Source organism: Companilactobacillus bobalius (assembly GCF_002179915.1).
In the GTDB taxonomy this organism is placed as follows: Bacteria; Bacillota; Bacilli; order Lactobacillales; family Lactobacillaceae; genus Companilactobacillus; species Companilactobacillus bobalius.
Genome location: NZ_MYFM01000001.1, coordinates 491,765 through 514,476 on the forward strand (window position 1 = coordinate 491,765; position 22,712 = coordinate 514,476).

The following is a 22,712-nucleotide window of genomic DNA, read 5'->3' on the forward strand; positions in this document are numbered from 1 at the left end:
TTTACCCCTCGTAGTTGTTTGTATAAACTGCTTTGCCATTCACATAAGTGGCCTGAACTTGACCAAATACCGATTGTCCGATAAAAGGACTGTTAGTCCCTTTAGATAAAAAGTCAGCTTCATTAATCTTATAGTCTTGATTCAAATCAATAATAGTAAAATCAGCTTTCTGATTTAATCCAATTGTTCCCACACCCTTTAATCCAAACAACTGAGCTGGTTTTACCGCCATTAGTTCAACTAATTTTTCCAGACTGATCAATCCCGTTCTAACTAAACGTGTATACATTAGTGGGAAAGATGTTTCAATTCCGGTAATACCAAAAGCACTCTTTTGAAATCCTTGGCTTTTCTCTTCTTTAGCATGTGGTGCATGGTCAGTCGCAATCATATCGATCGTACCGTCTTCTAGTCCGTCTAATAATGCCATTTGATCTTTTTTCGAACGTAGCGGTGGATTCATTTTGAAATTAGCATCATCCGTCATGATATCTCTATCGCTGAGCAATAAATGATGTGGCGTCACTTCACAAGTAACGTTGATACCTGCATCTTTAGCCATTCTAACTAAGTCAACGCCATCTTTAGTTGAAATATGACAAACATGGTAATGTACACCTGTTTCCTTAGCCAAGACTAGATCACGGGCTAACTGTGAAGTTTCTGCTACCTGCTTGATTCCGGGCAAGCCTAATCTTTGTGAAGCAGTTCCAAAGTTGATCACACCATGATTGAAAAGATCTTTATCCTCGACATGTGCTGCTAAGTGACTGCCAACAGCTTCAATTCTTTCCATTGCGGAGTACATGGTTTGTGCATTCATAATTCCATGACCATCATTAGAGAAAGCAAAAGCTCCTAATTGATCTAAAGCTTCAATATCAACTAATTCGTCACTAGTTTCATCTTTTGTTACTGGGGCATATTGCAAAGTATTGATCAAAGAATTATTTTGATTTAATTCCAACTGTTTTTGAAATTTCTCTGTGTCATCGGGCACTGGAATAACATTTGGCATGGCCCCAACTGTAGTAAAACCACCGTGGGCTGAAGCTAAAGTACCTGTTTTAATAGTCTCTTTATGGACTTGACCGGGTTCACGAAAATGAACATGGACATCGACTAATCCGGGAGAAACCAATCGTTGTTTAGCATCGATTACTTGAACATTATCAGTCGATATCTCTTCAGCAATCTGCGTAAATTTACTGTTTTCTACTAAAAGATCTGCTGGATTCAACTGTCCTTGATAGTACAACTGTGCATTCTTTATCAATGTTTTCATTATTTAGCACCTTTCAAAACTGATTCAATCATTGCCATTCTGACAAATGTACCATTGATCATCTGTTTAAAAATATACGATTTATCACATTCCACAACGTCATCCGCAATTTCAACTCCGCGATTAACTGGAGCTGGGTGCATCAACATGGCATCGGGTTTCATTAGATTAACTCGGCGCATATCTAAACCATATTTCTCAAAGTAATCGGCTTTAGAAAAATCTTGGTTCTCTTCGGCTGATAATCTTTCATGTTGAACTCGTAAAAGCATGACTACATCCATTTCTTTACAAAGATCATCCACAGTTTTGTGAGGTCCCATAGCCTGAAATTCTGATGTATACCAAGAATTAAGTCCACCAAAGTAAACTTCTGAACCTAATTGTGTCAAAATCTCAGCATCAGAGTGTGCTACTCGTGAATGGCTAAGATCACCGATGATACCTACTTTCAAGCCATCCAAACGGCCAAAGTGTTCATAAATTGTCATCAAATCAAGTAAGGATTGGGAAGGATGTTGACCAGCACCATCACCAGCATTGATGATTGGAATACCAAAATTACGATTTAAAAGTTCGTTATAATATTCATCTTGACTATGACGGATAACAGCTAAATCAGCTCCAACGCTTTCTAATGTTCGACAAGTATCATAGAGGCTCTCACCTTTCTTAGTTGAGGATTTCTCAGCATCAAAGACAATCTGTTGCATCCCTAATTTCATTTCCGCGACTTGAAAGCTTGATTTAGTTCTCGTACTATTTTCAAAAAACATATTGACGGCAAATTTACCTTGACCAATCGTAGATTGTCGACCATTTTTAAATTCCAAGGCTGCATTGAGATAATCTTGAACCTCTTGGTTGGATAATTGTGACATAGAAAGTATATTTTTCATTGTTTTCCTCCAAATTAAAAGGGGTAGCTGTCAGTCCAGCTACCCCCAAAAAGTTTAGTATTATCCCTTAAACCTTTTAGACCTCACTGGATCTGATTAAAAGTTCCCTAGTTTTTTAAGTAAACAAAAAACTCCCTATCCCACAAGGAAAGGAAGTTTACACTTTTTCTGTCAAATGTAGTCAATACCTTCCAAGCCTCACAGGACTCGATTAAAAGTTTTCGTTGCAAATAATATAAACGATTTTACATTTTCAGTCAATGGTTTTATTTAATTTTTGCTAAGAAGTACTTCTTCTTACCACGACGAATAACAATGTATTTGCCGTCAAATGATTCTTTAGGATCAATTTCAAGAGTTGTATCCGTCAACTTCTCACCGTTGATTCTGATAGCACCATTTTGAATATCCTCACGTGCTTGACGCTTCGATTTATCAACGTTAGCAGCAATTAATAGGTCAACTAAGTTAATTGGATCTGCAGCAATTTCTTCACTAGGAACACCATGGAAGGCTTCAGCAACTTCTTCAGTTGTTAGTGCTTGAATTTCACCTGAGAACAAAACATCAGTAATCTTTTCAGCTGTCTTCAAAGCTTCTTCGCCGTGAACAAATTTAGTTACTTCTTGAGCTAATGTCTTTTGAGCTAAACGTTTTTCTGGAGCTGTCTTAATAGATTCAGCCAATTCATCAATCTCTTCTTTAGACAAGAAAGTAAACTTCTTCAAGAGATTAACAACATCTTTATCGTCTTGGTTGAACCAGAATTGATAGAATTCGTATGGTGAAGTCTTTTCAGGATCAAGCCAAACAGCACCACCGGCAGTTTTACCAAATTTAGTTCCATCAGCCTTCAATAACAAAGGAATTGTCAAAGCGTAAACTTTAGCATCTTGTCCTTCAGCCTTATGGATCAAATCAAGTCCAGCAGTCAAATTACCCCATTGATCACCACCACCAACTTGCAATTGAACATCATGTTTACGGTATAGTGTCAAGAAATCAAGTGATTGCAAAATTTGGTATGTGAATTCAGTAAAGGAAATACCTACTTCTAGACGACTAGATATAATTTCCTTATTAAGCATTGTATTAACGTTAAATAATTTACCGTAATCACGTAGAAAATCAAGAATACCAATTGGTTCTGTCCAGTCATAATTGTTAACCATTGTAAAATCACTGAAGATATTGTTGACTTGATTGCTCAAGGCTTCAACATTGTGATTAACTTGGTCCATTGTTTGCATAGGACGTTCAGCTTTTTTACCACTTGGATCACCAATAGAACCAGTAGCACCACCAATAACAACGTATGGATGATGTCCAGCTCTAGCAAATCTTTCCAAAGTCATAAATGGCAACAAATGACCAATGTGCATTGAATCTCCAGTTGGATCCATTCCACAGTACAATGAAATATCCTTTTCATCGATTAAGTTACGTAGACCTTCTTCATCAGATTGTTGATTGATCAAGCCACGCCATGATAATTCATCAATAATATTCATAGATCTTCCTCCAATAATTTATCCCCGTTATAGAAAAAAAGCGCCCCTGCAGTTATGCAGGGACGCTTATGCGCGGTACCACCCAAATTCAAGTATTACTACTTGCTCTTTACTCCTATAACGTAGGACACGAATTTTAGTTTCGTATTTGATAATCTACCCTGCTTGACTCTCACCAAATGTCAATTCTCTGAACACCGAAGTAAATTACTACTTAGTTTAAAACCAAAACTATTTATAAATATGATGATACACAGGAGTGATATTTTTTTCAAGCTCTTTTTTAGAAAAGCAAATGTTATTGTATAATGTAAGTGCTTTTATGGAGGGGAAAACATGAAAAAAAAGCTTTATTTAATGCGTCATGGACAGACACTTTTTAACGTTCTATGTAAAATTCAAGGCTGGTGTGATTCACCACTGACCGACAAGGGTATTGAACAAGCTAAGACGGCTGGAAAATACTTTAAAGATAATCAAATCGAATTTGACGCTGCTTTTTGCTCGACTGCTGAAAGATCTAGTGACACATTGGAATTGGTTACAGATATGCCTTATACCCGTTTAAAAGGGTTACGAGAGATGTCTTTTGGTAAATTTGAGGGTGAACATGAATATTTGAATCCTAAAATCACTGATGCTCAAAAACAATATGGTGACTTTTTCGTTCAATATGGTGGTGAAAGTGCTCAACAAAATAAGGATCGTGTCAAAAAGACTCTACTTGATATTATGAATCAGGACAATAAATCGGTTTTAGTTGTTAGCCATGCTGGTTCCATTATGAATTTTACTAGCCAATGGACTGATATTGGTAAAATAAAGGATAGTGGCTTTGGTAATTGCAGTATTCTAGAATTTGAATTCGAAGATAATAAATTTACTTTTAACAAGATTATTAATTTTAATTAGAATAATTATTATAAAAAATAGAGATGGTAATCAAATCACGATTACTATCTCTATTTTTGTTACATATGTTTTTCAATCCAGTCCCAGACTTCTTCTTTACCATACTTAGTATCAGAACTAAATAATTGTAGATCGTCGGTTTGATTGATTTGCATTGCCTTCTTGACTTGGCTAATAGTCTTATTCCACTGATTGCCCTTAACCTTATCCATCTTCGTAGCTACAATTAGCGTAGGAATATGATAATAACTGACAAATTGATACATTGAAATATCATCTTCACTAGGTTGATGACGACCATCAACTAAAATAACTACACCTTTCAAAACATCACGAGTAGTCAAATATTCTTCGATCATGACACCGAATTCTTCACGTTGCTTCTTGGAAACCTTAGCAAAGCCATATCCGGGAACATCAACAAGATATAATTGATCTTCGATATTATAGAAGTTAAGTGTTTGCGTCTTACCTGGCGTACTAGACGTTCTCGCAAAGCTTTTACGATTGATAAGAGTATTTATCAAAGAAGATTTTCCGACGTTAGAACGGCCTAATAAGGCTATTTCTGGATATCCTTCACTTGGATACTGTTTTGAGCTTACGGCGCTCAAATTCATTGATACATTATTTACCTGCATAATTCACCTCAATGAAGTAATTTTACCATAAACAAAAAAAGCTGCCCACTAGGCAACTTCTCCATTTTTAAGAATCAATTCTGGTTCTTTGATTTTTCTAACAGCTTCTTTAGTTACTTTGACACTTTCAACGTCATCACGTCCAGGAATATCGAACATGGTATCAAGCATTGTTTCTTCAACAATAGATCTCAAACCACGAGCACCGGTATTTCTTTCGATTGACATCTTAGCAATTTCCTTCAAAGCACCATCAGTAAAGATCAAGTTGACCCCATCCAAGCTTAATAGTTCCTTGTATTGCTTAATAAGAGCATTCTTTGGTTTTGTTAGGATATCGACCAAATCACTCTCTGTAAGCTTCTCAAGTGCTGTTACGATTGGAATACGACCGATAAATTCAGGAATAATACCAAACTTCATCAAATCTTCAGGGATGATCTGTTGCATTAAACTCTTCTCTTCGGCAATTGTTGCTTGTTGCTCAGCACCAAAACCAATCGTCTTATCGCCTAAACGATTCTTAACAATTTGTTCGATACCGTCAAAAGCACCACCAACGATAAAGAGAATATTAGTTGTATCGATTTGAATTAATTCTTGTTGAGGATGCTTTCTACCACCTTGTGGTGGCACACTAGCAATTGTTCCTTCAAGAATCTTTAGAAGTGCTTGTTGAACACCTTCACCAGACACATCACGAGTGATGGAGACATTCTCGCTCTTCTTAGCAATCTTATCAATTTCATCAATATAAACAATACCATGTTCGGCCTTATCTACATCGAAGTCAGCATTTTGCAAAAGTTTCAAAAGAATGTTCTCAACATCTTCACCAACATAACCAGCTTCAGTTAATGTTGTAGCGTCTGCAATTGCAAATGGCACCTTCAATATACGAGCCAAAGTCTGAGCCAAGAAGGTCTTACCGGAACCGGTAGGTCCGATTAGAGCGATATTACTCTTTTGTAACTCTGTTTCACCATCTTTAAGGTGTTCCATTTTATTAATTCTCTTGTAATGATTATAAACGGCAACTGATAATGCCCTCTTCGCATCAGTTTGTCCAATTACATAGTCATCAAGAATTTTTTTGATTTCTACAGGTGTTGGAATATTTTCAAGATCCATTGGTGTTGAATCATTTAATTCTTCATCAATGATTTCTTTACATAAATCGATACATTCATTACAAATGTATACACCTGGTCCAGCAACAATTTTCTTAACTTGATCTTGCGTTTTACCACAGAATGAACAGCTAATTGTGCCAGTATTTTCTGTACTATCAAACATAGTTATTCTCCTTCAATAGTTCCAATTACTTTGAAAGTCTAGCATTGTAATAACTTTGAGTAAAGTAATTAGTTTGAAGCCATCGTTTTTACAAAAAAAGGAAGCCCAGTGGCTTCCTTTATTTTAGTTCAAAGAAACATTATTTTTCAACAGCTGAGTCAACGATTAATTCGATGGCTTTCTTAGCGCCGATATCATGGGCAAGCATTTCATCACTAAGTGCATTTCTTACAGCGGATTCTTCCATCTTGTATTCATCTGCTAGTGACTTAACTTCACTCTTAATTTCGTCTTCTGTTGGCTTGATGTTTTCTTTAGCAACGATTGCTTCGATAACTAAGTCAGTCTTTACACGTTCTTCAGCATCTTTAGCAAATTGTTTCTTCAAGCTTTCTTCGTTTGTACCTGTCATTTGATAGTACAACTTAGGATCGATACCTTGACGACGTAGGTTAGCCAAGTATTGGTTCAATTGGTTGTCAACTTCTGTATCAATCATAGCTTGTGGAATGTCATCAATCTTGGCATTCTTAACTGCTCCAGCAATTGCTTCTTCTTGAATGTTTTCTTCAGCAGTTTCTTTCTTTTGATCCTTGATTTCGTCATGAAGTTTTGTCTTCAATTCTTCAAGTGTATCAACGTCTTCGTCAACATCCTTAGCAAAGTCATCATCTAACTTAGGTAATTCTTTTGACTTAACTTCATGAATCTTTGTCTTGAAGATAGCTTTCTTACCAGCAAGTTCTTTAGCTTGGTAATCTTCTGGGAATGTAACATTTACGTCAACATCTTCATCAGCAGCATGACCAATCAATGCATCTTCAAATCCAGGAATGAATGAACCTGAACCTAATTCAAGTGAGTAGTTTTGTGCACTACCACCATCGAATTCTTTACCATCAACAGAACCAACATAGTCAATAATAACTGTGTCGCCCTTTTCAGCTTTACCATCTTTAAGAACTAGTTCAGCTTGTTGTTTTTGAAGGTCTGTTAGACGATCTTCAACATCAGCCTTCATAACATTACGTTTTTGCTTCTTAACTTCGATGCCCTTGTATTCACCAAGTTCAACATCTGGTTTAACTGTAATAGTTGCAGTAATAGCCCATGGCTTGTCTTTTTCCATTGATTCAACACTGATTTGTGGTTGGTCAACAGGTTCTACTTTAGTTTCATCAACAGCACTTTGGTATGCATCTGGTAGAACAGCGTTCAATGCATCTTCGTACAATGCTTCTTCACCGTACATACGGTTAAAGATTTGGCGAGGAACTCTTCCTTTTCTGAATCCAGGAACATTTAAGCTCTTCTTAACACGATTAAAAGCAGTATCTAAACCTTTTTTAATTGTATCTTGGTCAATTTCAAATTTTAATTCACCAGTATTATTTTCTTTTTTTGTAAATTTAGCCTTAGCAGACATTTATATTATCCCTCCGGTATTTCAACGATCTCATACTTTGTAATATTACCCTAAAATGGTGATATTGTAAACATTTGACGTTATTTAATAGGTTTTTTAAGACATCATTCGTATATTATATGACACTTTTTACGATTTTTAAATAACTTAGCCGTAAAAAATAGCCATAAAAAAAAGAGCTGGATTAACCAACTCTTTTTTAATTATCATTACCACTTAGAAATTAGTCTAAGATTTCTGTAACAACTCCGGCACCAACAGTACGGCCACCTTCACGAACAGTAAATCTTGTACCATTTTCAATAGCAACTGGAGCAATCAAATCAACTTCGAAAGTAACTTGGTCACCAGGCATAACCATTTCTACACCATCTGGTAGTTCAATAACACCAGTAACATCAGTTGTATGGAAGTAGAATTGTGGACGGTAGTTTGAGAAGAATGGAGTATGACGTCCACCTTCTTCTTTACTCATGATATAAACTTCACCCTTGAACTTGTTGTGAGTTTGGATTGAACCTGGCTTAGCAAGAACTTGTCCACGTTCGATTTGATCACGGTTAACACCACGTAGTAAGATACCAACGTTATCTCCGGCTTCACCTAAATCAAGAGTCTTACGGAACATTTCTAGACCAGTAACAGTTGACTTCAATACTTCTGGCTTCAAACCAACGATTTCAACTTCGTCACCAATCTTAATTTCACCACGATCAATACGACCTGATGCAACAGTACCACGACCAGTGATAGTGAAGACATCTTCAACAGGCATCATGAATGGTTTTGTATTATCACGTTCTGGTGTTGGGATGTATTCATCAACAACATCAAGTAATTCTTCAACGTGTTTAATTTCCTCTGGGTCACCTTCAAGAGCCTTCAAAGCTGAACCACGGATAACAGGAATGTCATCCCCTGGGAAATCGTATTCTGATAGAAGTTCACGAACTTCCATCTCAACAAGGTCTGTTAGTTCTGGATCGTCAACAAGATCAGTCTTGTTCAAGAATACAACGATGTATTCAACACCAACTTGGCGAGCAAGCAAGATATGTTCACGAGTTTGTGGCATAGGACCATCAGTAGCAGCAACAACAAGGATAGCACCATCCATTTGTGCAGCACCAGTGATCATATTCTTAACGTAATCAGCGTGTCCTGGAGCATCGATATGTGCATAGTGACGCTTTTCAGTTTCGTATTCAACATGGGCTGTGTTGATAGTAATCCCACGTTCCTTTTCTTCTGGGGCCTTATCGATATCAGCATAATCTTCAGCCTTAGCTAAACCTTTGTCAGCCAATACTTTAGTGATTGCAGCTGTTAAAGTAGTCTTACCGTGGTCAACGTGACCAATTGTCCCAATATTTACATGGGGCTTTGTTCTCTCATAATGTTCTTTTTCTGCCATTACAAAGAATCCTCCTAAAATTTCATTTCATAAGATTGATCCAAAGAAAATGTTCTTTAGACGACTCTTTACTGAAAAATTATACTACTTTCAGAGGTGAAAGCAAAGTAATTCAAAGCAAATCACCGACTAAAAATATACTCTTTGGATTATACGGGGAGTAATCGGAATTGTAAATACTCAAAGCAAAAAAAGTTAATTTTTTTCACTCTTGAAAGGCATTTATTAGCTCATCGAACCTTTTTAGCCAATTATTTACTTCTTTTAACCCCTGATTATCACTTATTTGTGATTCATCAACTAAACGATACCTTAAAAGCATAGCTTTTGTCCAGAGTCTTGGACTTTTTATTATTTCATCCCCAAACGGATAGACAAATGCCGCGTACAGTGACAACTCACCTTTAAAGTTTTCTAATTGCGAATCATTTTCGTCAGTTAATAATTTTTCTAATTCGTCGCACATTTTCAAATAGACATCAGTTGACATAATAGGCATTAAGTCACTCGGATTGCAAGTTTTATTTTCACCATAGAACGAAATATCTATAGTTTCATCGATCCCTAGTTTCAATAAATTTTCCAGAGCTTCACTCTTTAAAAGCGGATGTAACAAGGGATTGACTAATAAAATCTTTGCATCCTTTACATAATCACTCTTGTTAAATTGTCGCAAACTTCTTAACAATTGAATTTGTTTTGGAGTTGATTCTGTAACGATAGAATAAAGTCGTTTAGATAATTGTTTCTTCTCTGGCTTGAAAGAACGTTCGTGACGATCTTCTGCTACTTGTATTCGTTTCGTTATATCTTCTACAAACTCTGGCTTAATATGTGGCAATGTCTCTATGTCATAAAAATTTAACATTTGATTAGCTAATAAGAAATCATCATTTTCTAAAATGATATCCAAAGCTAATTCAGCCGTTTCTGGTTCACTGAGGTAATAATTAAAATAATCTAAGATTACTGCTTCAGCATCGCCAGGTCTTTTTTGATTCAACAAAGAAGCAGCCAACCCCCTGTTAATTGAGAATGACTGCTGCATTGCATACGCCTGCGTATATAAATCCACTGCTTCAGACCAAACGCCCTGTTCAAAGGCTTCTTCCGCCTGATCAATAATTTTTTTTAGATTATCTGAATCGTCCATACAATACCTCAACAATATCTAACTAATTAAATCAGTTTATTTTTTGGCTTTTCTATGTCTGTTCTGGTTTACTTCCATGATTACAGGAAGAATTACCGGGTGACGATTAGTTTGTTCATACAAGAAGTGATTTAACTTGTCACGGACATCTTGTTTCAAATCAGACCAATCAAAATCTTTACTATCTTGCATATAATCTACGATTGTCTTGACAATAATATCTGAGCTTTCGCTCAATAAGTCACGGCTGGCACGCATATAAACAAACCCACGAGCCGTAATTTTAGGTTTAGCAACGACTTTCTTCTTTTTACGATCAATTGTAGCTACCGCAATGAAAACACCGTCTTCGGCCAATAATTCACGATCACGTAGAACGATACTTCCAATGTCGCCAACACCTTTTCCGTCGATCATAGTATCTCCGGCATCGACAGCCTTAGCTTGATAGAATTGTCCATTTTCATAATTCAAAACATCACCCTTTTTAGTAAGGAAAATATTTTGATAAGGAATGCCTGTTTCGTGCGCAATTCTTGCATGTGCATCCAAAAGACGATATTCCCCTTGAACAGGAATAACATTCTCTGGATTCAAAAGATTGATCATCAATTGCAGATCAGTCTTATTAGCATGGCCTGAAGAGTGTTTGTCATCACTCAATGCTTTAACTTCAGCACCTGTACGATAAATAGCATCTCTAGCTTTGGCAACAGTTGTATCCATGGCATGTGAAGGAGTTGTAGCAATAAATACTAGGTCTCCTTCTTCAATTTGGAACTTCGTCTTAGCTGCTGGATTAGCCATCTTTCGAAGAACCTTGACTGGTTCACCCATTTTACCGGTTTCAACAACAACTAATTTATTATTATCAAAACCTTTTAGTTCCTTAGGTTTTAAAATTAATTCTTTATTAGGAATCTTCAAATAGCCTAAGTTCATAGCCGTTTTAACAATCTTTTCGGCGTCCGTTCCTGATAGGAAGACTCTTCTACCTGTCTTATCAGCTGCATCCAAAACTTGTTGCATTCTTTGAATGTTTGAAGCCACTTGAGCCACAATAATACGGCCATTGTGATAACTAAACGTATCCAAAATATATTCATAGATATCACGTTCATTAGAATTTTCATAAGGTGATTCAGCATTAGCAGAGTCACTTAACAAGGCTAGAACACGTTCACTACCGATTTTAGCAATACGGCCATAATCAGTCTTATAAACTGGTACAGCAGCTTGATCAAATTTAAAGTCACCCGTATAAACAATTTGACCTTCTTCAGTCTTGATAACTGTTCCTAAAGAGCCTGGGATTGAATGGGTTGTTTTAAAGAATGAAACTGAAGCCTGTTCAAAATCAATAGCTGTGTTTTCATCGATAACGTGGAAATCTGAGAATTTCTTACTGCGACTGTCATTTGAACAAACAATCTTAGCTAGTTCGATCGTCATTTCTGAACCAAATACAGGAATGTCGTAATCACTGATTAGGTATGGCAAAGCACCGATTGCATCTGCATGACCGTGTGATAGGAAGATACCCACCACTTTATCAATATTTTCCTTGATGTAAGTCATATCTGGTACAACAACATCAATTCCGTAAAGATCATTATCAGGATATTGTAAACCAATATCCAAGATATAAATCTCGTCATTTACTTCTACTGCGTACATATTCTTTCCGTTTTCACGTACGCCACTTAACAAAATTATTTTAATTTTTTTGCTCATTTTCATCTCTCATTTCATTAAAATAGCATAGATCATAATATCCTATTGTGATTTTTAAGTCTTTTAAGACTATTTAAGCTATACCTGTTTGTTATTCTACCATACGAGAGACAATATATAAAAAAAAGCGAAAAAAAAGAAGCCTCCCAAACGGGAAACTTCCTAAATTGATATTAACGACGTAGACCTAATGATTTGATCAAATCATGGTAACGTTGAACATCCTTGTTACGTAGGTATGCCAATAGGTTACGACGGTGACCAATTTTCTTTAATAGACCAACATATGAGTGGTGGTCTTTCTTGTTAACTTTCAAGTGATCGTTTAGAGAATTAATATCATAAGTTAAAACAGCAATTTGTACTTCTGGAGAACCAGTGTCTCCATCTTTACGTGCATATTGTTTGATAACTTCATTTTTCTTTTGTTTTGAAATAGCCATTTCATTCACCTTTTCCTTATATATTTAGCCAAACTATGTCTGCGTTGGTGATTCGTCAAACAGAGCATGGTTAACACAACTAACTAATTTACTACATAATGTAGAATATTGCAATAGTGTAAAAAAAATCGACATTTCATTGCATTGCCAAAGCTAATTATGTATAATTCTATGTATTGAGTTTTAAGCTTACTAGGTAATCGGAGGTGAAATTGATGCCACAAATTAAATCAGCTATGAAACGTGTAAAGACTGCACAAAGTGCAACTCTTCGCAATGCTTCACAAAAGAGCGCTATGCGTTCAGCTATCAAAAACTTTGAAACTTCAGCTGCTAACAACACTGACAACAAAGAAGATATGTTTAGAACAGCAGTTCGTGCTATTGACATGGCTAAAGCTAAAGGCCTAATCAAGGCTAACAAAGCTGCTCGCGATAAGTCAAGACTTGCTAAATTGAATTAATCTTAAGCGACCTATATTGGTTGCTTTTTTATTTCTCAAAAAAGGAGTTCAGATATTATTCTGAACTCCTTTTTATTATGCAAATTTTGCTATAAAGAGATCAAATAGTAACTCTTTGTCCCCTTGTCCTGACTTAATCTGGTAATCTAAGTTCACTAAGTCCTGATACATAACTATTAATTGCTTCATATCCAATCGCTTAGACTGTCGATGCGACAATTTAACTCGATAAGGATGCAATTTGAGGTTCTTAGAAATCGTGGCTTCAGTTAAACCTCTTTCAGTTAGCACCTTAACTTGAATCAAGAGACGCAATTGAGACATTAAAATAGCAATCAAAAGTATTGGATCAATCTTTTGCAATAAGAATTGATGATATAGTTCCTCGGCCTGATAAATATTCTTATTAAGAATTTGATTCATTAAGTCAAAAACATTATCTTCTAATGATTGTGGTACTAGTTCCTCTACTGCCTGTTTATCAATTCTTTTCGATTGTAAAGCATACATCTTTAATTTAACCAATTGATTCGTTATCAAAGAGTAATTACTTTTGGTTTTATTTATTAATAAATCCAAGGCTTCCCCATCAATTTGATAACCATCAGTTTTTAAATCATTTTGAATCGTCCTAGTTAGAACTGGTCCCTCCATCTGACCAGCATCGACTACTGCCGCTATTTTCTTTAACTGCTTAACAATCTTCTTTCGAGCATCTAGTTTCTCATATGAGGCAAAAATCACCATGATTGTTGAAGGAGTTGGATTCTGAATATATCTCAATAATAAGTCTGTATTTTGTTCAACAGCATTTTTAACACGTTCCGCCGTTAAAAAATAAGGGTTCTGGGCAAAAACTAATCTTTTTTCACCAAAGAAAGGTGCAGAGATAGCTTCATTAATCATGTCATCTAATGATGTTTCTTCTAAGTCAAAACTGGAGAAATTCATATCACGTTCTTCAGGAGACATAATATTTTTAAATGATTTCTGAATATCTTTAATGAAGACCTGTTCCGCACCGGTAATCAAATAGACATTACTCAAATTACCTTGTTTTAAATTATTTTTTAATTCTGTTATTTTCAAACGAGTCACCCTTTAAAAAAGTTGTTATCTTTTCTCTATTACTGAAAAAATCGTAATACCAAGATATCATACCATAATCAGCCGTGTTTAAATATTTTACCTGGTGATTTTCTAACCGTTTCAAGGTTTCTATATTAGGATGTCCATAGCGATTATTAATTCCGGCCGAGATTAAGCCCAACTTTGGTTGTGTTTTTTCCAGTAACTCATCCCCTGTTGCTGTTTTTGATCCGTGGTGACCTAACTTTAAATAGTCAACTTTGAATTGATAATTTTTCAATATCTTTTGTTCCGAGGGAATATCTAAATCTCCCGTAAAAAGCCAATTTTTATCTTTAATTCGTGCCAATAGCGTTAAGGAATCACTGTTCTCTCCTTTTCCCTTCACTTTTGGCCAAAGAACTTGCCAATTTATAAAACCAGTTTTTATAACATCTCCTTGTTGACGACTCTTGAATTCAATTTCTGGATGAGTTCGAATGACATTTTGAATTCGAAGATTTTGATTCAAACCAATACCGAAATTAACTTGCCTAACTGGAAATTTATTCAATAAGATATCTAAGTTACCGATATGGTCAACATCCTTGTGTGACAAAAAGAGTATGTCAATTTTAGAAATTCCTTGCGACTTTAGGAACGGAATTGTACTGTGTTCCACTTGATTACTACTATTCCTCTTAGCCCAAGGTTTAGTCATAAATTTCAATTTACCCGCCGTATCAATCAAAAAAGTCTTTCTTATTAAAGGTGTTGTTACCAGAATACTATCTCCTTGACCTACATCAATTATATTTACTGATCCACTCAAGGGAAATTTATTGATCATTATGCAGGCGGCAAAGACAATTAGATACTGATACAAATACTTATTAAGAATACTTTTACTTTCAATGTAGAAAAGACTTATTATCACCAACAAAATAACTGATAAAATAGCCAATTTACCCGTCACCAATATAAATTGAGCACCATTGGAAAAATAATCTAAAAATCCATACATACCTTCAAATAAATCATTTACATTATTCCAAATTTTTAACTTAACCGACAGTGCCGAAATAAAGGTCAAAGGCAATATTACGTAAGTAAATAATGGAATAAAAATCAAATTGACCAATAAAGTTAACAAATTAAGCTGATACGTATAGAAACATATTATCGGTAAACTAACTAAATTCATCTTTAATGTCGCACAAATGAATTTAGTGTTCTTATACAGATACATGATGGCAAAAGCCAACAGAAAACTAAGCTGACCACCCATAGTCGTTATAGCCAATGGATCAACAAACAAGCATATCAATAGTGTCACGCTAAAAATATCAAGACTACTTAACGACCAACCCAATTTTTTAAATACAATTCCAACCATTGCCAAAACAACTGCACGCCAGATGCCACTCTTTGAACCTACCAAAATGCCATAGCTTGGCAGCAAAAATAACATTAACGTATCAATTAGTTCTAATGGAATCTTCAAAAAAGATGTCAATTTTCTAATTAACGTCAGAATAAGTAACACATGCAGACCCGATAAACTAAAAAGATGAATAATTCCCAAAACACTCAAGATTTTTAAAAAATCTTTATCTGCAGGATCAGTGTAACCAACTATCAGACTTTGGGCATGAATTCATAACCACTTCGGTAATTGTGCTAAATATTTAATAATATGTATTCGTAAAGCATTTATTTTACCTTTGAAATTTTGTGGTTGGTACTCTATAAGATTTTTGAATTCTGTGATTTCTGCTTGATAATGAATACTCTGCTTAGTTAAATACTTGGCGTAATTAAATTCACCAGGATTACGTGATTGGGCTATCGACTCTATTTTCTTAATTTGTGGCTTTGTTTGAACCATATGATCTAGCTTTTTCCAATACCGTTGTTCACGTTGTGTTTTTATTTGATAAATGAATTTCACTGTTTCATGACTAGTTTGTAATTCACCCGTTAGTAAATCTCCATTGATAGAAATTGAATCAGGCGTTACTACTCCACTCTGTATTTGCGGTACAGTGGTCGGTGGCTTTATCAACCGACAACGTACGGCAAAAATTACGGACAAACTTATAATCAATAGGTTAAGATTTTTATTTTTAAGCAAAACAATCCTTACTATTAATAATAGTAGAAAAATGATGAATAATTTATTCTCAAAATAAATAGTTATTAATAAAATTATTACCAATGCGGAAAAAATCAACTTACCTTTCATTATCTTAAACTGTTAATTGATCTTTTAATTTAGATAAGCTCTTCTCACCAATTCCTGAAACATTAGTTAAATCATGTAACGTTTTGAATTGGCCATGTTCTTCACGATAGGCAATAACTTTTTGTGCCTTTTTAGGGCCAATCCCAGTTACATTTTTAAAATCATCAACTGTTGCTGTATTAATATTTACTATCTTTTTACCTTGAGTATCACCTGATAAGTTTGTATTGGCAGGAGCGCGCGTTTTCTCACCTTTAACCGGGATATAAATTTGCATCTGATCGGCCACTCTCTTAGCCTGATTGATCTGTCTCAAATCAGCATTGGCCGCAAAGCCACCAGCTGTCTGTATCACTTCCTGTACAATCGCCTTATCTTTTACGTGATAAACACCTGATTTTTTAACAGCACCTTGTACATCGACAACTATTGTTTGTGGTTCTTTTATTTTTGAATCAATTTTACTCTTTTTGATCTCATCTTTTTGAGTTGCTAATTCCTGCTTAGGTTCTACTGTACTAGTCAGGGTTGTTTTGTGGAAAAGAAAAAAATATCCTCCTACAACTAAGGCTACGATACTCACTAATAAACCAATTTTTTTATTTCGAACGTATTGATAAACTTCTTCCATTTCAATCACCTCGAATTAAATTACGAAAAAAAACAGCCCTTATTTGGACTGTTTCGTTTTTTCGAGATAATTAATTGCATCATTTAAATTCTTTACAGGTACAATCTTCATCTTTGTATGAATTTTCTTAGCGGCACGTTTGGCTAAATTATAATTATTAACGTAACCTGGTTCATATTTCTTAATTTCTTTTGTTACAGGATCGTCAGGAGCAAAGAAAATTGTTGCACCCATTTCTGAAGCTGCATAGACCTTCTTCTCAATCCCACCGATAGGACCAACAGTTCCATCAGGGGAAATTGTTCCAGTTCCGGCGATAGTACGACCGGCCTTTAAATCCTTATTGCTGATCTGTGAGTAAACCTGCAAAGTAAACATCAATCCTGCTGAAGGACCACCGATACTACCAGCATCGATCTTTGTCGGAGGATTACCCTTGGCCTCTGTATTATCAGTCAAAGTGATTCCCAAACCATAACGTTTGGTATCTGCTAATTTAACCAGTTTACCTGAAGCTGATTTCTTTTTACCATCACGCACAAAATTAATTTTGACAATAGATTTTTTATCTTGCTTCTTAACATAATTGATAAATTGAGCTGAATTCTTAAAGTGATAGTTGTTAATAGAAGTTATCGTATCGCCAACTTGCAGTTTATTCTTAAAAGCAGAGTTATTCATGATGTCCATAATGTAAACGCCTAGATACTTTTTAGTAAATGGCTTTCCTGCTTTAGAGTATGCTGCCTGTATCGCATTATTGGTTGCTGATTTCATATAGTACTGTTGAACTTGAAAATATTGTTGACTATTTTCATTTCCCATCAATTCTTCTTGCGAATAGATGGTTTCGAAATCATTTCCCATTGATTTCAACAGCGTAAATGGAGTTCCACTGACAATTCCAACTGTCGTTAGTAGCAAGTTTCCTTTTTTCTTATCCTGCTTACCATTGACCTTTACAAATTGAGAAGTATCTTCGGCACTACCTGGAACTTCTAAATAATAACCTGTTGGTGTAAAGAAGAATGCCACGACAATAATAAAAATAAATATAGCACCAAAGATTTTATTTCTAGTTTTGTTAAATCTCAAAATAGTTTATTCCTTCCTCAATTTCTTTATCAATTCTAAAGCGACTGCTTGAGGTACAAATTCGGATATATCGCCACCAAACTTGGCCACTTCTTTCATCATTGATGATGATATCGTAGCATACTGATCATTTGCTAGCAGGAATATCGTTTCAATATTTTTGTCTAAAACTTTATTAATTGAAGCCACACCTGATTCATAACCAAAATCATCAGGATTACGCATTGAACGAACCATAAAACCAGCTCCTAGTTGACGGGCCAAATTGGTTGAAAGCTCTGATTTACCATCTACAACTGAAACATTACTTAAATCTTTAATTTCAGCCTCAATGAAGGACTTCTTTTCCTGATAGGAGAATAAATACTTTTTTGATGTATTAGTCATAGGTGCTACATATAATTTATCAAACAATTTTGAAGCACGACGAATTATATCCAAATGACCGTTGGTAATTGGATCAAAACTTCCTGCATAAAGGCCAATTCTTTGCGACATACTTACCCTCCAAACTGATACAGTGCAACCTTAGTATCTTTATAATTCTTTTCTTTAAGTAAATCTATTTTGTCAAAATTAGTGAGATCAATATCATAATCCGTCTCGTCAACAATGATAGCACCAGGATTTAATAACTCCTCTTCAACCATATCTTCGATGATCTGTTCTGTAATCTTCATACGATAAGGTGGGTCCAAAAACACTAAATCAAATTTCACTTGATCATCTTTAAATTTAGTTAAAGCCTCAGTTGCTGCAGTTTTCATAACCACAAAACTTTCATTTGCACGAGTCTTATCAACATTTTCTTTAATTGTACTAATAGCTTTATAGGCCTTATCAACTAAATAAGCCGTCTTATAGCCACGTGATACAGCTTCGATACCCAAACTGCCTGTTCCTGCAAACAAATCCAAAGCTACGCCATCCTCAACTAAATATGGTGTTAACATGCTAAAAACAGCTTCCTTAACCTTAGCTGATGTAGGACGAGTGTTATTGCTAGGAACTGCCTTTAAATTCAATCCACGAAACTTTCCTGATACAACTTTCATTAATTTTCCTCTTGCTTACTTTCAGAAGTTTTTAAAACATAATGTTCATCTAATTCTTTTCTATGAGCTAATGAAACTCTCTTTACATAATTTTTAGAATTCAATTCTTTTCTAACTTCCGCAACTCGATTGGAATTTACATACATCATCACATATTTCATTTTAGGGGAAGTGTAGTAAATTGTGCCATAGCGCTGCAACTTCTTCCGCCATTTAAGTGAATAAACCCAAACATACAAAGCCTGGCGTTCCACTTTTTTAAACATAAAATCACCTTGTTCTTTCAAATTTATTCGTGGCATCCAAGTTAAGGACGATTCCCAAAGCAATCGACAGTATTAACATACTAGATCCACCATAACTGATAAATGGCAAAGTAACACCAGTTAGGGGAATCATACCTAGTAATCCTCCTACGTTAAGTATTACTTGTGTCAACATCATTGTCGCCACTCCATAACAAACTAAAGCATTATAATTTTTCTTAGCACGAACACCGATAAGAATTATCCGTAAAATAATCAATGCCAAAAGCGATAATACAACGATATCACCTACTAGACCTAACTCTTCACTGATAACAGCCAAAATGAAATCGGTATGTGGTTCTGGCAAATAACCACGTTTCTGAATCCCATTACCCAAACCAACTCCAAAAACACCACCATTACTAATAGCATAAAAGGAATTAACTAACTGTGCCCCAGCATGCTGTTCCAATTTAAAGGGATGTTGCATCGCTAGAATACGTTGATATTGATAATGACTAGTAATAATTGAAGGAGCTAATTTAAAAATACCATAGATTGATAAGCCTAAGAAGGCCCCTAAGCCCACACTCAATCTAACGATATATTTACCAGGAATTGTTGAAGCACCCAAGAGAACCCATGTAATTAGTGAAATAACGATAGCTCCACCAAAGTCCGGTTGTATTAAAAGTAAAATAACAATAATTGCCACTACTAACACTGGAGGTAAAACTTCAAAACCTATTTCTTTCCAATTTTGATAGGACAGTAAACGTTCTTGTTTACTGGTTAATACAAAGGATAAATACAAAATCAAAACTAATTTGGCCAATTCCAATGGCTGATAATTAAAAGGACCAATTGGAATCCACGCTACCGCACCATTAACACGCAAGCTAGGAAATAGCTTACCCAAAATCGGTAAAGCTGCCAAGGACAGTACTGTGAAAAGCAACGCATATTTAATAAAATGTCGATTTTTAAAAATCTTAGCTTTGAGAATAAAATTGAAATAACATAAAAATAATCCCAACACTGCAAAGATAGCCTGTTTAATTAAGTATTGTGTGGTACTTCCACCAGAAACTAATGAATTGTAAAAACTGGCTGAATAAACCATAACGATTCCAATACCTAATAGGATGATATATGGAATGACAATCCATAAGTCAATTTTTTTTAATTTTTTCACATCTTAGCTCCTAAAATCTAATAATAAGATTATACCACCAAATAATACCAGAAAAAAACTGTCCTACTCTGTCTTTTTGGCATAAAAAAAGAAGCTAAGGAAATCTATCCTTAGCTTCTTTAATAATCTGATTATTTAGACATTTTTTTCGTTTTGTCAAACTTCTTACGTTCGTTTGTGTTCAAGATCTTCTTACGTAATCTAACACTCTTAGGTGTTACTTCACAAAGTTCGTCTTCGTTTAGGAATTCGATTGATTGTTCAAGTGACATTGCCTTTGGAGTCTTGATAGCAGCAGCATGATCTTTACCAGAAGCACGAGTATTTGTAAGGTTCTTACCCTTAGTAACAGTAACAGCGATATCTTGATCACGACTACTTTCACCAACGATCATACCTTCATATACATCAACACCGGCACCAATGAACAATGTACCACGATCTTCAACAGATTGTAGTGAGTAAGTAGTTGATGGACCTTGGTTGATTGAAACCAAAGCACCAGTTCTTCTACCTGGGTTCCAGTTTCTAACAACTGGTTTGTATTCTGAGAATGTATGGTTCAAAATACCATAACCACCAGTCATTGATAAGAACTCTGTTGAGTAACCGATCAAACCACGTGAAGGTGCTGAGAAGATAAGTCTTGTTTGGCCATTTCCAGTACTTTCCATGTTTTGCATGTCACCTTTACGTTGTGACATTGAGTCGATAACTGAACCAACATATTCATCAGGTGTATCAATAGTTACCTCTTCAAAAGGTTCGCACTTTTGATTATCAACTGTCTTGTAAATAACTTCTGGACGTGATAGTTGTAATTCGAAACCTTCACGACGCATTTCTTCAACAAGAATTGACAAGTGAAGTTCACCACGACCTGAAACTAGCCATGAACCAGCTTGGTCTGTATTTTCAACTTTAAGAGAAACATCAGTATGTAGTTGTCTTCTTAAACGATCTTCGATCTTTCTAGCAGTAACTTCTGTACCTTCACGACCAGCGAAAGGTGAGTTGTTTTGCAAGAATGTCATTTGTAGTGTTGGTTCATCAATACGTAGCAATGGAAGTGCTTCTTGATGATCAACTGGTGTAACAGTTTCACCAACATAAATATCTTCCATACCAGAAACAGCAATTAAATCTCCGGCTTTAGCTGATTGAATTTCAACACGGTTCAAACCAAGGAAACCAAATAGCTTTGTAACACGGAAGTTCTTTGTAGATCCATCAAGTTTCATAACCGTAACGGAATCACCAACGGCAATCTTACCACGGAAGACACGTCCAATACCGATACGACCAACATAGTCATTGTAATCTAGCAAGGCAACTTGGAATTGTAGAGGTTCATCTGAGTTGTCAACTGGAGCTGGAATTGTCTTCAAAATTGTATCAAAGATTGGGTTCATTGTGTGTTCTTGGTTAGCAGGATCATCTGAGTAACTTGATGTACCATTAATAGCAGAAGCATAAACAACTGGGAAATCAAGTTGTGAATCGTCAGCACCTAATTCGATGAACAATTCAAGAACTTCATCAACAACTTCAGCAGGACGAGCACCGGGTCTATCAATCTTATTAATAACAACGATTGGAATCAAATGTTGTTCCAAAGCTTTCTTCAACACAAAACGTGTTTGGGGCATTGTACCTTCATATGCATCGACAACTAGAAGTACACCGTCAACCATCTTCATGATACGTTCAACTTCACCACCGAAGTCAGCGTGTCCTGGGGTATCCAAGATGTTGATCTTCTTGCCGTCATAATCAACAGCAGTATTCTTAGAAAGAATTGTGATTCCACGTTCTCTTTCAATAGCATTTGAATCAAGGGCACGATCTTGAATTTCTGAGTGTGAATCCAATGTGTCTGATTGTTTTAACATTTCGTTAACTAATGTAGTTTTACCGTGGTCAACGTGAGCGATGATCGCAATGTTTCTAATATCTTCTCTTCTCTTAGTCAAATTAGTTCTTCCTTCCATAAATAC

At 35.5% G+C, this 22,712-nt stretch carries 22 protein-coding genes; 2 read left to right on the plus strand and 20 right to left on the minus strand.

Annotated elements, in window-relative coordinates; all coding sequences use genetic code 11:
- Window position 1: 1 nt before the first annotated feature.
- From LKACC16343_RS02345 to tyrS, 3 genes are all read right to left on the minus strand, one after another.
- Window positions 2-1,285 (minus strand): dihydroorotase, encoded by a 1,284-nt coding sequence (locus LKACC16343_RS02345; RefSeq protein ID WP_056952116.1) that lies wholly within the window; start codon window positions 1,283-1,285, stop codon window positions 2-4.
- Complete coding sequence (locus tag LKACC16343_RS02350) at window positions 1,285-2,184, minus strand: aspartate carbamoyltransferase catalytic subunit (protein ID WP_056952114.1); 900 nt, start codon at window positions 2,182-2,184, stop codon at window positions 1,285-1,287. The genes LKACC16343_RS02345 and LKACC16343_RS02350 overlap by 1 nt, the downstream gene beginning before the upstream one ends.
- A gap of 266 nt (window positions 2,185-2,450) precedes the next feature.
- A complete protein-coding gene (tyrS, locus tag LKACC16343_RS02355) occupies window positions 2,451-3,695 on the minus strand; it encodes a tyrosine--tRNA ligase (protein ID WP_056952112.1) in 1,245 nt (414 codons plus the stop codon).
- 336 nt (window positions 3,696-4,031) lie between these two features.
- On the opposite strand from tyrS, the gene LKACC16343_RS02360 reads away from it, so the two are divergent.
- Entirely contained in the window at window positions 4,032-4,607 is a 576-nt protein-coding gene (locus LKACC16343_RS02360; protein ID WP_056952110.1) for a histidine phosphatase family protein, read from the plus strand.
- Between the two features lie 59 nt (window positions 4,608-4,666).
- Here LKACC16343_RS02360 and yihA read toward each other — a convergent pair whose 3' ends face one another.
- The 7 genes from yihA to rpsO all read right to left on the minus strand — a co-directional run bounded on the left by yihA (window position 4,667) and on the right by rpsO (window position 12,714).
- Window positions 4,667-5,248 (minus strand): ribosome biogenesis GTP-binding protein YihA/YsxC, encoded by a 582-nt coding sequence (gene yihA, locus LKACC16343_RS02365; RefSeq protein WP_056952108.1) that lies wholly within the window; start codon window positions 5,246-5,248, stop codon window positions 4,667-4,669.
- A gap of 48 nt (window positions 5,249-5,296) precedes the next feature.
- Window positions 5,297-6,544, minus strand: a complete 1,248-nt coding sequence (clpX, locus tag LKACC16343_RS02370) for an ATP-dependent Clp protease ATP-binding subunit ClpX (protein ID WP_056952106.1) — start codon at window positions 6,542-6,544, stop codon at window positions 5,297-5,299.
- A 139-nt stretch (window positions 6,545-6,683) separates the two neighbouring features.
- The gene (tig, locus tag LKACC16343_RS02375; RefSeq protein WP_054643610.1) at window positions 6,684-7,970 is read right to left on the minus strand and encodes a trigger factor; all 1,287 of its coding nucleotides are present in this window, start codon (window positions 7,968-7,970) and stop codon (window positions 6,684-6,686) included.
- Between the two features lie 223 nt (window positions 7,971-8,193).
- On the minus strand, window positions 8,194-9,384 hold the full coding sequence (gene tuf, locus LKACC16343_RS02380; RefSeq protein WP_056952104.1) for an elongation factor Tu: 1,191 nt from the start codon (window positions 9,382-9,384) through the stop codon (window positions 8,194-8,196).
- A gap of 205 nt (window positions 9,385-9,589) precedes the next feature.
- Complete coding sequence (locus LKACC16343_RS02385; protein ID WP_056952102.1) at window positions 9,590-10,537, minus strand: tetratricopeptide repeat protein; 948 nt, start codon at window positions 10,535-10,537, stop codon at window positions 9,590-9,592.
- Between the two features lie 36 nt (window positions 10,538-10,573).
- Entirely contained in the window at window positions 10,574-12,271 is a 1,698-nt protein-coding gene (locus tag LKACC16343_RS02390) for a ribonuclease J (protein WP_056952100.1), read from the minus strand.
- Between the two features lie 173 nt (window positions 12,272-12,444).
- A complete protein-coding gene (gene rpsO, locus LKACC16343_RS02395) occupies window positions 12,445-12,714 on the minus strand; it encodes a 30S ribosomal protein S15 (protein WP_054643613.1) in 270 nt (89 codons plus the stop codon).
- A 215-nt stretch (window positions 12,715-12,929) separates the two neighbouring features.
- Here rpsO and rpsT point away from each other — a divergent pair, with 215 nt between their 5' ends.
- A complete protein-coding gene (gene rpsT / locus LKACC16343_RS02400; RefSeq protein WP_025085884.1) occupies window positions 12,930-13,178 on the plus strand; it encodes a 30S ribosomal protein S20 in 249 nt (82 codons plus the stop codon).
- A 75-nt stretch (window positions 13,179-13,253) separates the two neighbouring features.
- Here the strand turns inward: rpsT and holA are convergent, their stop codons facing one another.
- The 10 genes from holA to typA all read right to left on the minus strand — a co-directional run bounded on the left by holA (window position 13,254) and on the right by typA (window position 22,706).
- The gene (holA, locus tag LKACC16343_RS02405; RefSeq protein WP_056952098.1) at window positions 13,254-14,267 is read right to left on the minus strand and encodes a DNA polymerase III subunit delta; all 1,014 of its coding nucleotides are present in this window, start codon (window positions 14,265-14,267) and stop codon (window positions 13,254-13,256) included.
- A complete protein-coding gene (locus LKACC16343_RS02410) occupies window positions 14,242-15,903 on the minus strand; it encodes a DNA internalization-related competence protein ComEC/Rec2 (protein WP_082604518.1) in 1,662 nt (553 codons plus the stop codon). The genes holA and LKACC16343_RS02410 overlap by 26 nt, the downstream gene beginning before the upstream one ends.
- A complete protein-coding gene (locus tag LKACC16343_RS02415) occupies window positions 15,904-16,380 on the minus strand; it encodes a DUF4131 domain-containing protein (protein WP_143444160.1) in 477 nt (158 codons plus the stop codon).
- A 115-nt stretch (window positions 16,381-16,495) separates the two neighbouring features.
- The gene (locus LKACC16343_RS02420; RefSeq protein ID WP_056952093.1) at window positions 16,496-17,122 is read right to left on the minus strand and encodes a helix-hairpin-helix domain-containing protein; all 627 of its coding nucleotides are present in this window, start codon (window positions 17,120-17,122) and stop codon (window positions 16,496-16,498) included.
- Window positions 17,123-17,161: 39 nt separating this feature from the next.
- Window positions 17,162-18,217 (minus strand): SepM family pheromone-processing serine protease, encoded by a 1,056-nt coding sequence (locus LKACC16343_RS02425; protein ID WP_056952091.1) that lies wholly within the window; start codon window positions 18,215-18,217, stop codon window positions 17,162-17,164.
- A 6-nt stretch (window positions 18,218-18,223) separates the two neighbouring features.
- Window positions 18,224-18,715, minus strand: coding sequence for a pantetheine-phosphate adenylyltransferase (gene coaD, locus LKACC16343_RS02430; RefSeq protein ID WP_056952089.1), 492 nt, complete (start codon window positions 18,713-18,715; stop codon window positions 18,224-18,226).
- Window positions 18,716-18,717: 2 nt separating this feature from the next.
- On the minus strand, window positions 18,718-19,272 hold the full coding sequence (rsmD, locus tag LKACC16343_RS02435; RefSeq protein WP_056952088.1) for a 16S rRNA (guanine(966)-N(2))-methyltransferase RsmD: 555 nt from the start codon (window positions 19,270-19,272) through the stop codon (window positions 18,718-18,720).
- Window positions 19,272-19,538: a DUF2129 domain-containing protein gene (locus tag LKACC16343_RS02440; RefSeq protein ID WP_025084713.1), complete on the minus strand. Its 267-nt coding sequence runs from the start codon at window positions 19,536-19,538 to the stop codon at window positions 19,272-19,274. The genes rsmD and LKACC16343_RS02440 overlap by 1 nt, the downstream gene beginning before the upstream one ends.
- Before the next feature lie 4 nt (window positions 19,539-19,542).
- A complete protein-coding gene (locus LKACC16343_RS02445) occupies window positions 19,543-20,715 on the minus strand; it encodes an FtsW/RodA/SpoVE family cell cycle protein (RefSeq protein WP_056952085.1) in 1,173 nt (390 codons plus the stop codon).
- Window positions 20,716-20,846: 131 nt separating this feature from the next.
- Window positions 20,847-22,706: a translational GTPase TypA gene (gene typA, locus LKACC16343_RS02450; protein WP_056952083.1), complete on the minus strand. Its 1,860-nt coding sequence runs from the start codon at window positions 22,704-22,706 to the stop codon at window positions 20,847-20,849.
- Window positions 22,707-22,712 lie beyond the last annotated feature (6 nt).

Bases quoted from the DNA above. Each gene is read 5' to 3' on its own strand.
- LKACC16343_RS02345 (WP_056952116.1), bottom strand. From the start codon at position 1,285: ATGAAAACATTGATAAAGAATGCACAGTTGTACTATCAAGGACAGTTG.
- LKACC16343_RS02350 (WP_056952114.1), bottom strand. From the start codon at position 2,184: ATGAAAAATATACTTTCTATGTCACAATTATCCAACCAAGAGGTTCAA.
- tyrS (WP_056952112.1), bottom strand. From the start codon at position 3,695: ATGAATATTATTGATGAATTATCATGGCGTGGCTTGATCAATCAACAA.
- LKACC16343_RS02360 (WP_056952110.1), top strand. From the start codon at position 4,032: ATGAAAAAAAAGCTTTATTTAATGCGTCATGGACAGACACTTTTTAAC.
- yihA (WP_056952108.1), bottom strand. From the start codon at position 5,248: ATGCAGGTAAATAATGTATCAATGAATTTGAGCGCCGTAAGCTCAAAA.
- clpX (WP_056952106.1), bottom strand. From the start codon at position 6,544: ATGTTTGATAGTACAGAAAATACTGGCACAATTAGCTGTTCATTCTGT.
- tig (WP_054643610.1), bottom strand. From the start codon at position 7,970: ATGTCTGCTAAGGCTAAATTTACAAAAAAAGAAAATAATACTGGTGAA.
- tuf (WP_056952104.1), bottom strand. From the start codon at position 9,384: ATGGCAGAAAAAGAACATTATGAGAGAACAAAGCCCCATGTAAATATT.
- LKACC16343_RS02385 (WP_056952102.1), bottom strand. From the start codon at position 10,537: ATGGACGATTCAGATAATCTAAAAAAAATTATTGATCAGGCGGAAGAA.
- LKACC16343_RS02390 (WP_056952100.1), bottom strand. From the start codon at position 12,271: ATGAGCAAAAAAATTAAAATAATTTTGTTAAGTGGCGTACGTGAAAAC.
- rpsO (WP_054643613.1), bottom strand. From the start codon at position 12,714: ATGGCTATTTCAAAACAAAAGAAAAATGAAGTTATCAAACAATATGCA.
- rpsT (WP_025085884.1), top strand. From the start codon at position 12,930: ATGCCACAAATTAAATCAGCTATGAAACGTGTAAAGACTGCACAAAGT.
- LKACC16343_RS02420 (WP_056952093.1), bottom strand. From the start codon at position 17,122: ATGGAAGAAGTTTATCAATACGTTCGAAATAAAAAAATTGGTTTATTA.
- coaD (WP_056952089.1), bottom strand. From the start codon at position 18,715: ATGTCGCAAAGAATTGGCCTTTATGCAGGAAGTTTTGATCCAATTACC.
- rsmD (WP_056952088.1), bottom strand. From the start codon at position 19,272: ATGAAAGTTGTATCAGGAAAGTTTCGTGGATTGAATTTAAAGGCAGTT.
- LKACC16343_RS02440 (WP_025084713.1), bottom strand. From the start codon at position 19,538: ATGTTTAAAAAAGTGGAACGCCAGGCTTTGTATGTTTGGGTTTATTCA.
- typA (WP_056952083.1), bottom strand. From the start codon at position 22,706: ATGGAAGGAAGAACTAATTTGACTAAGAGAAGAGAAGATATTAGAAAC.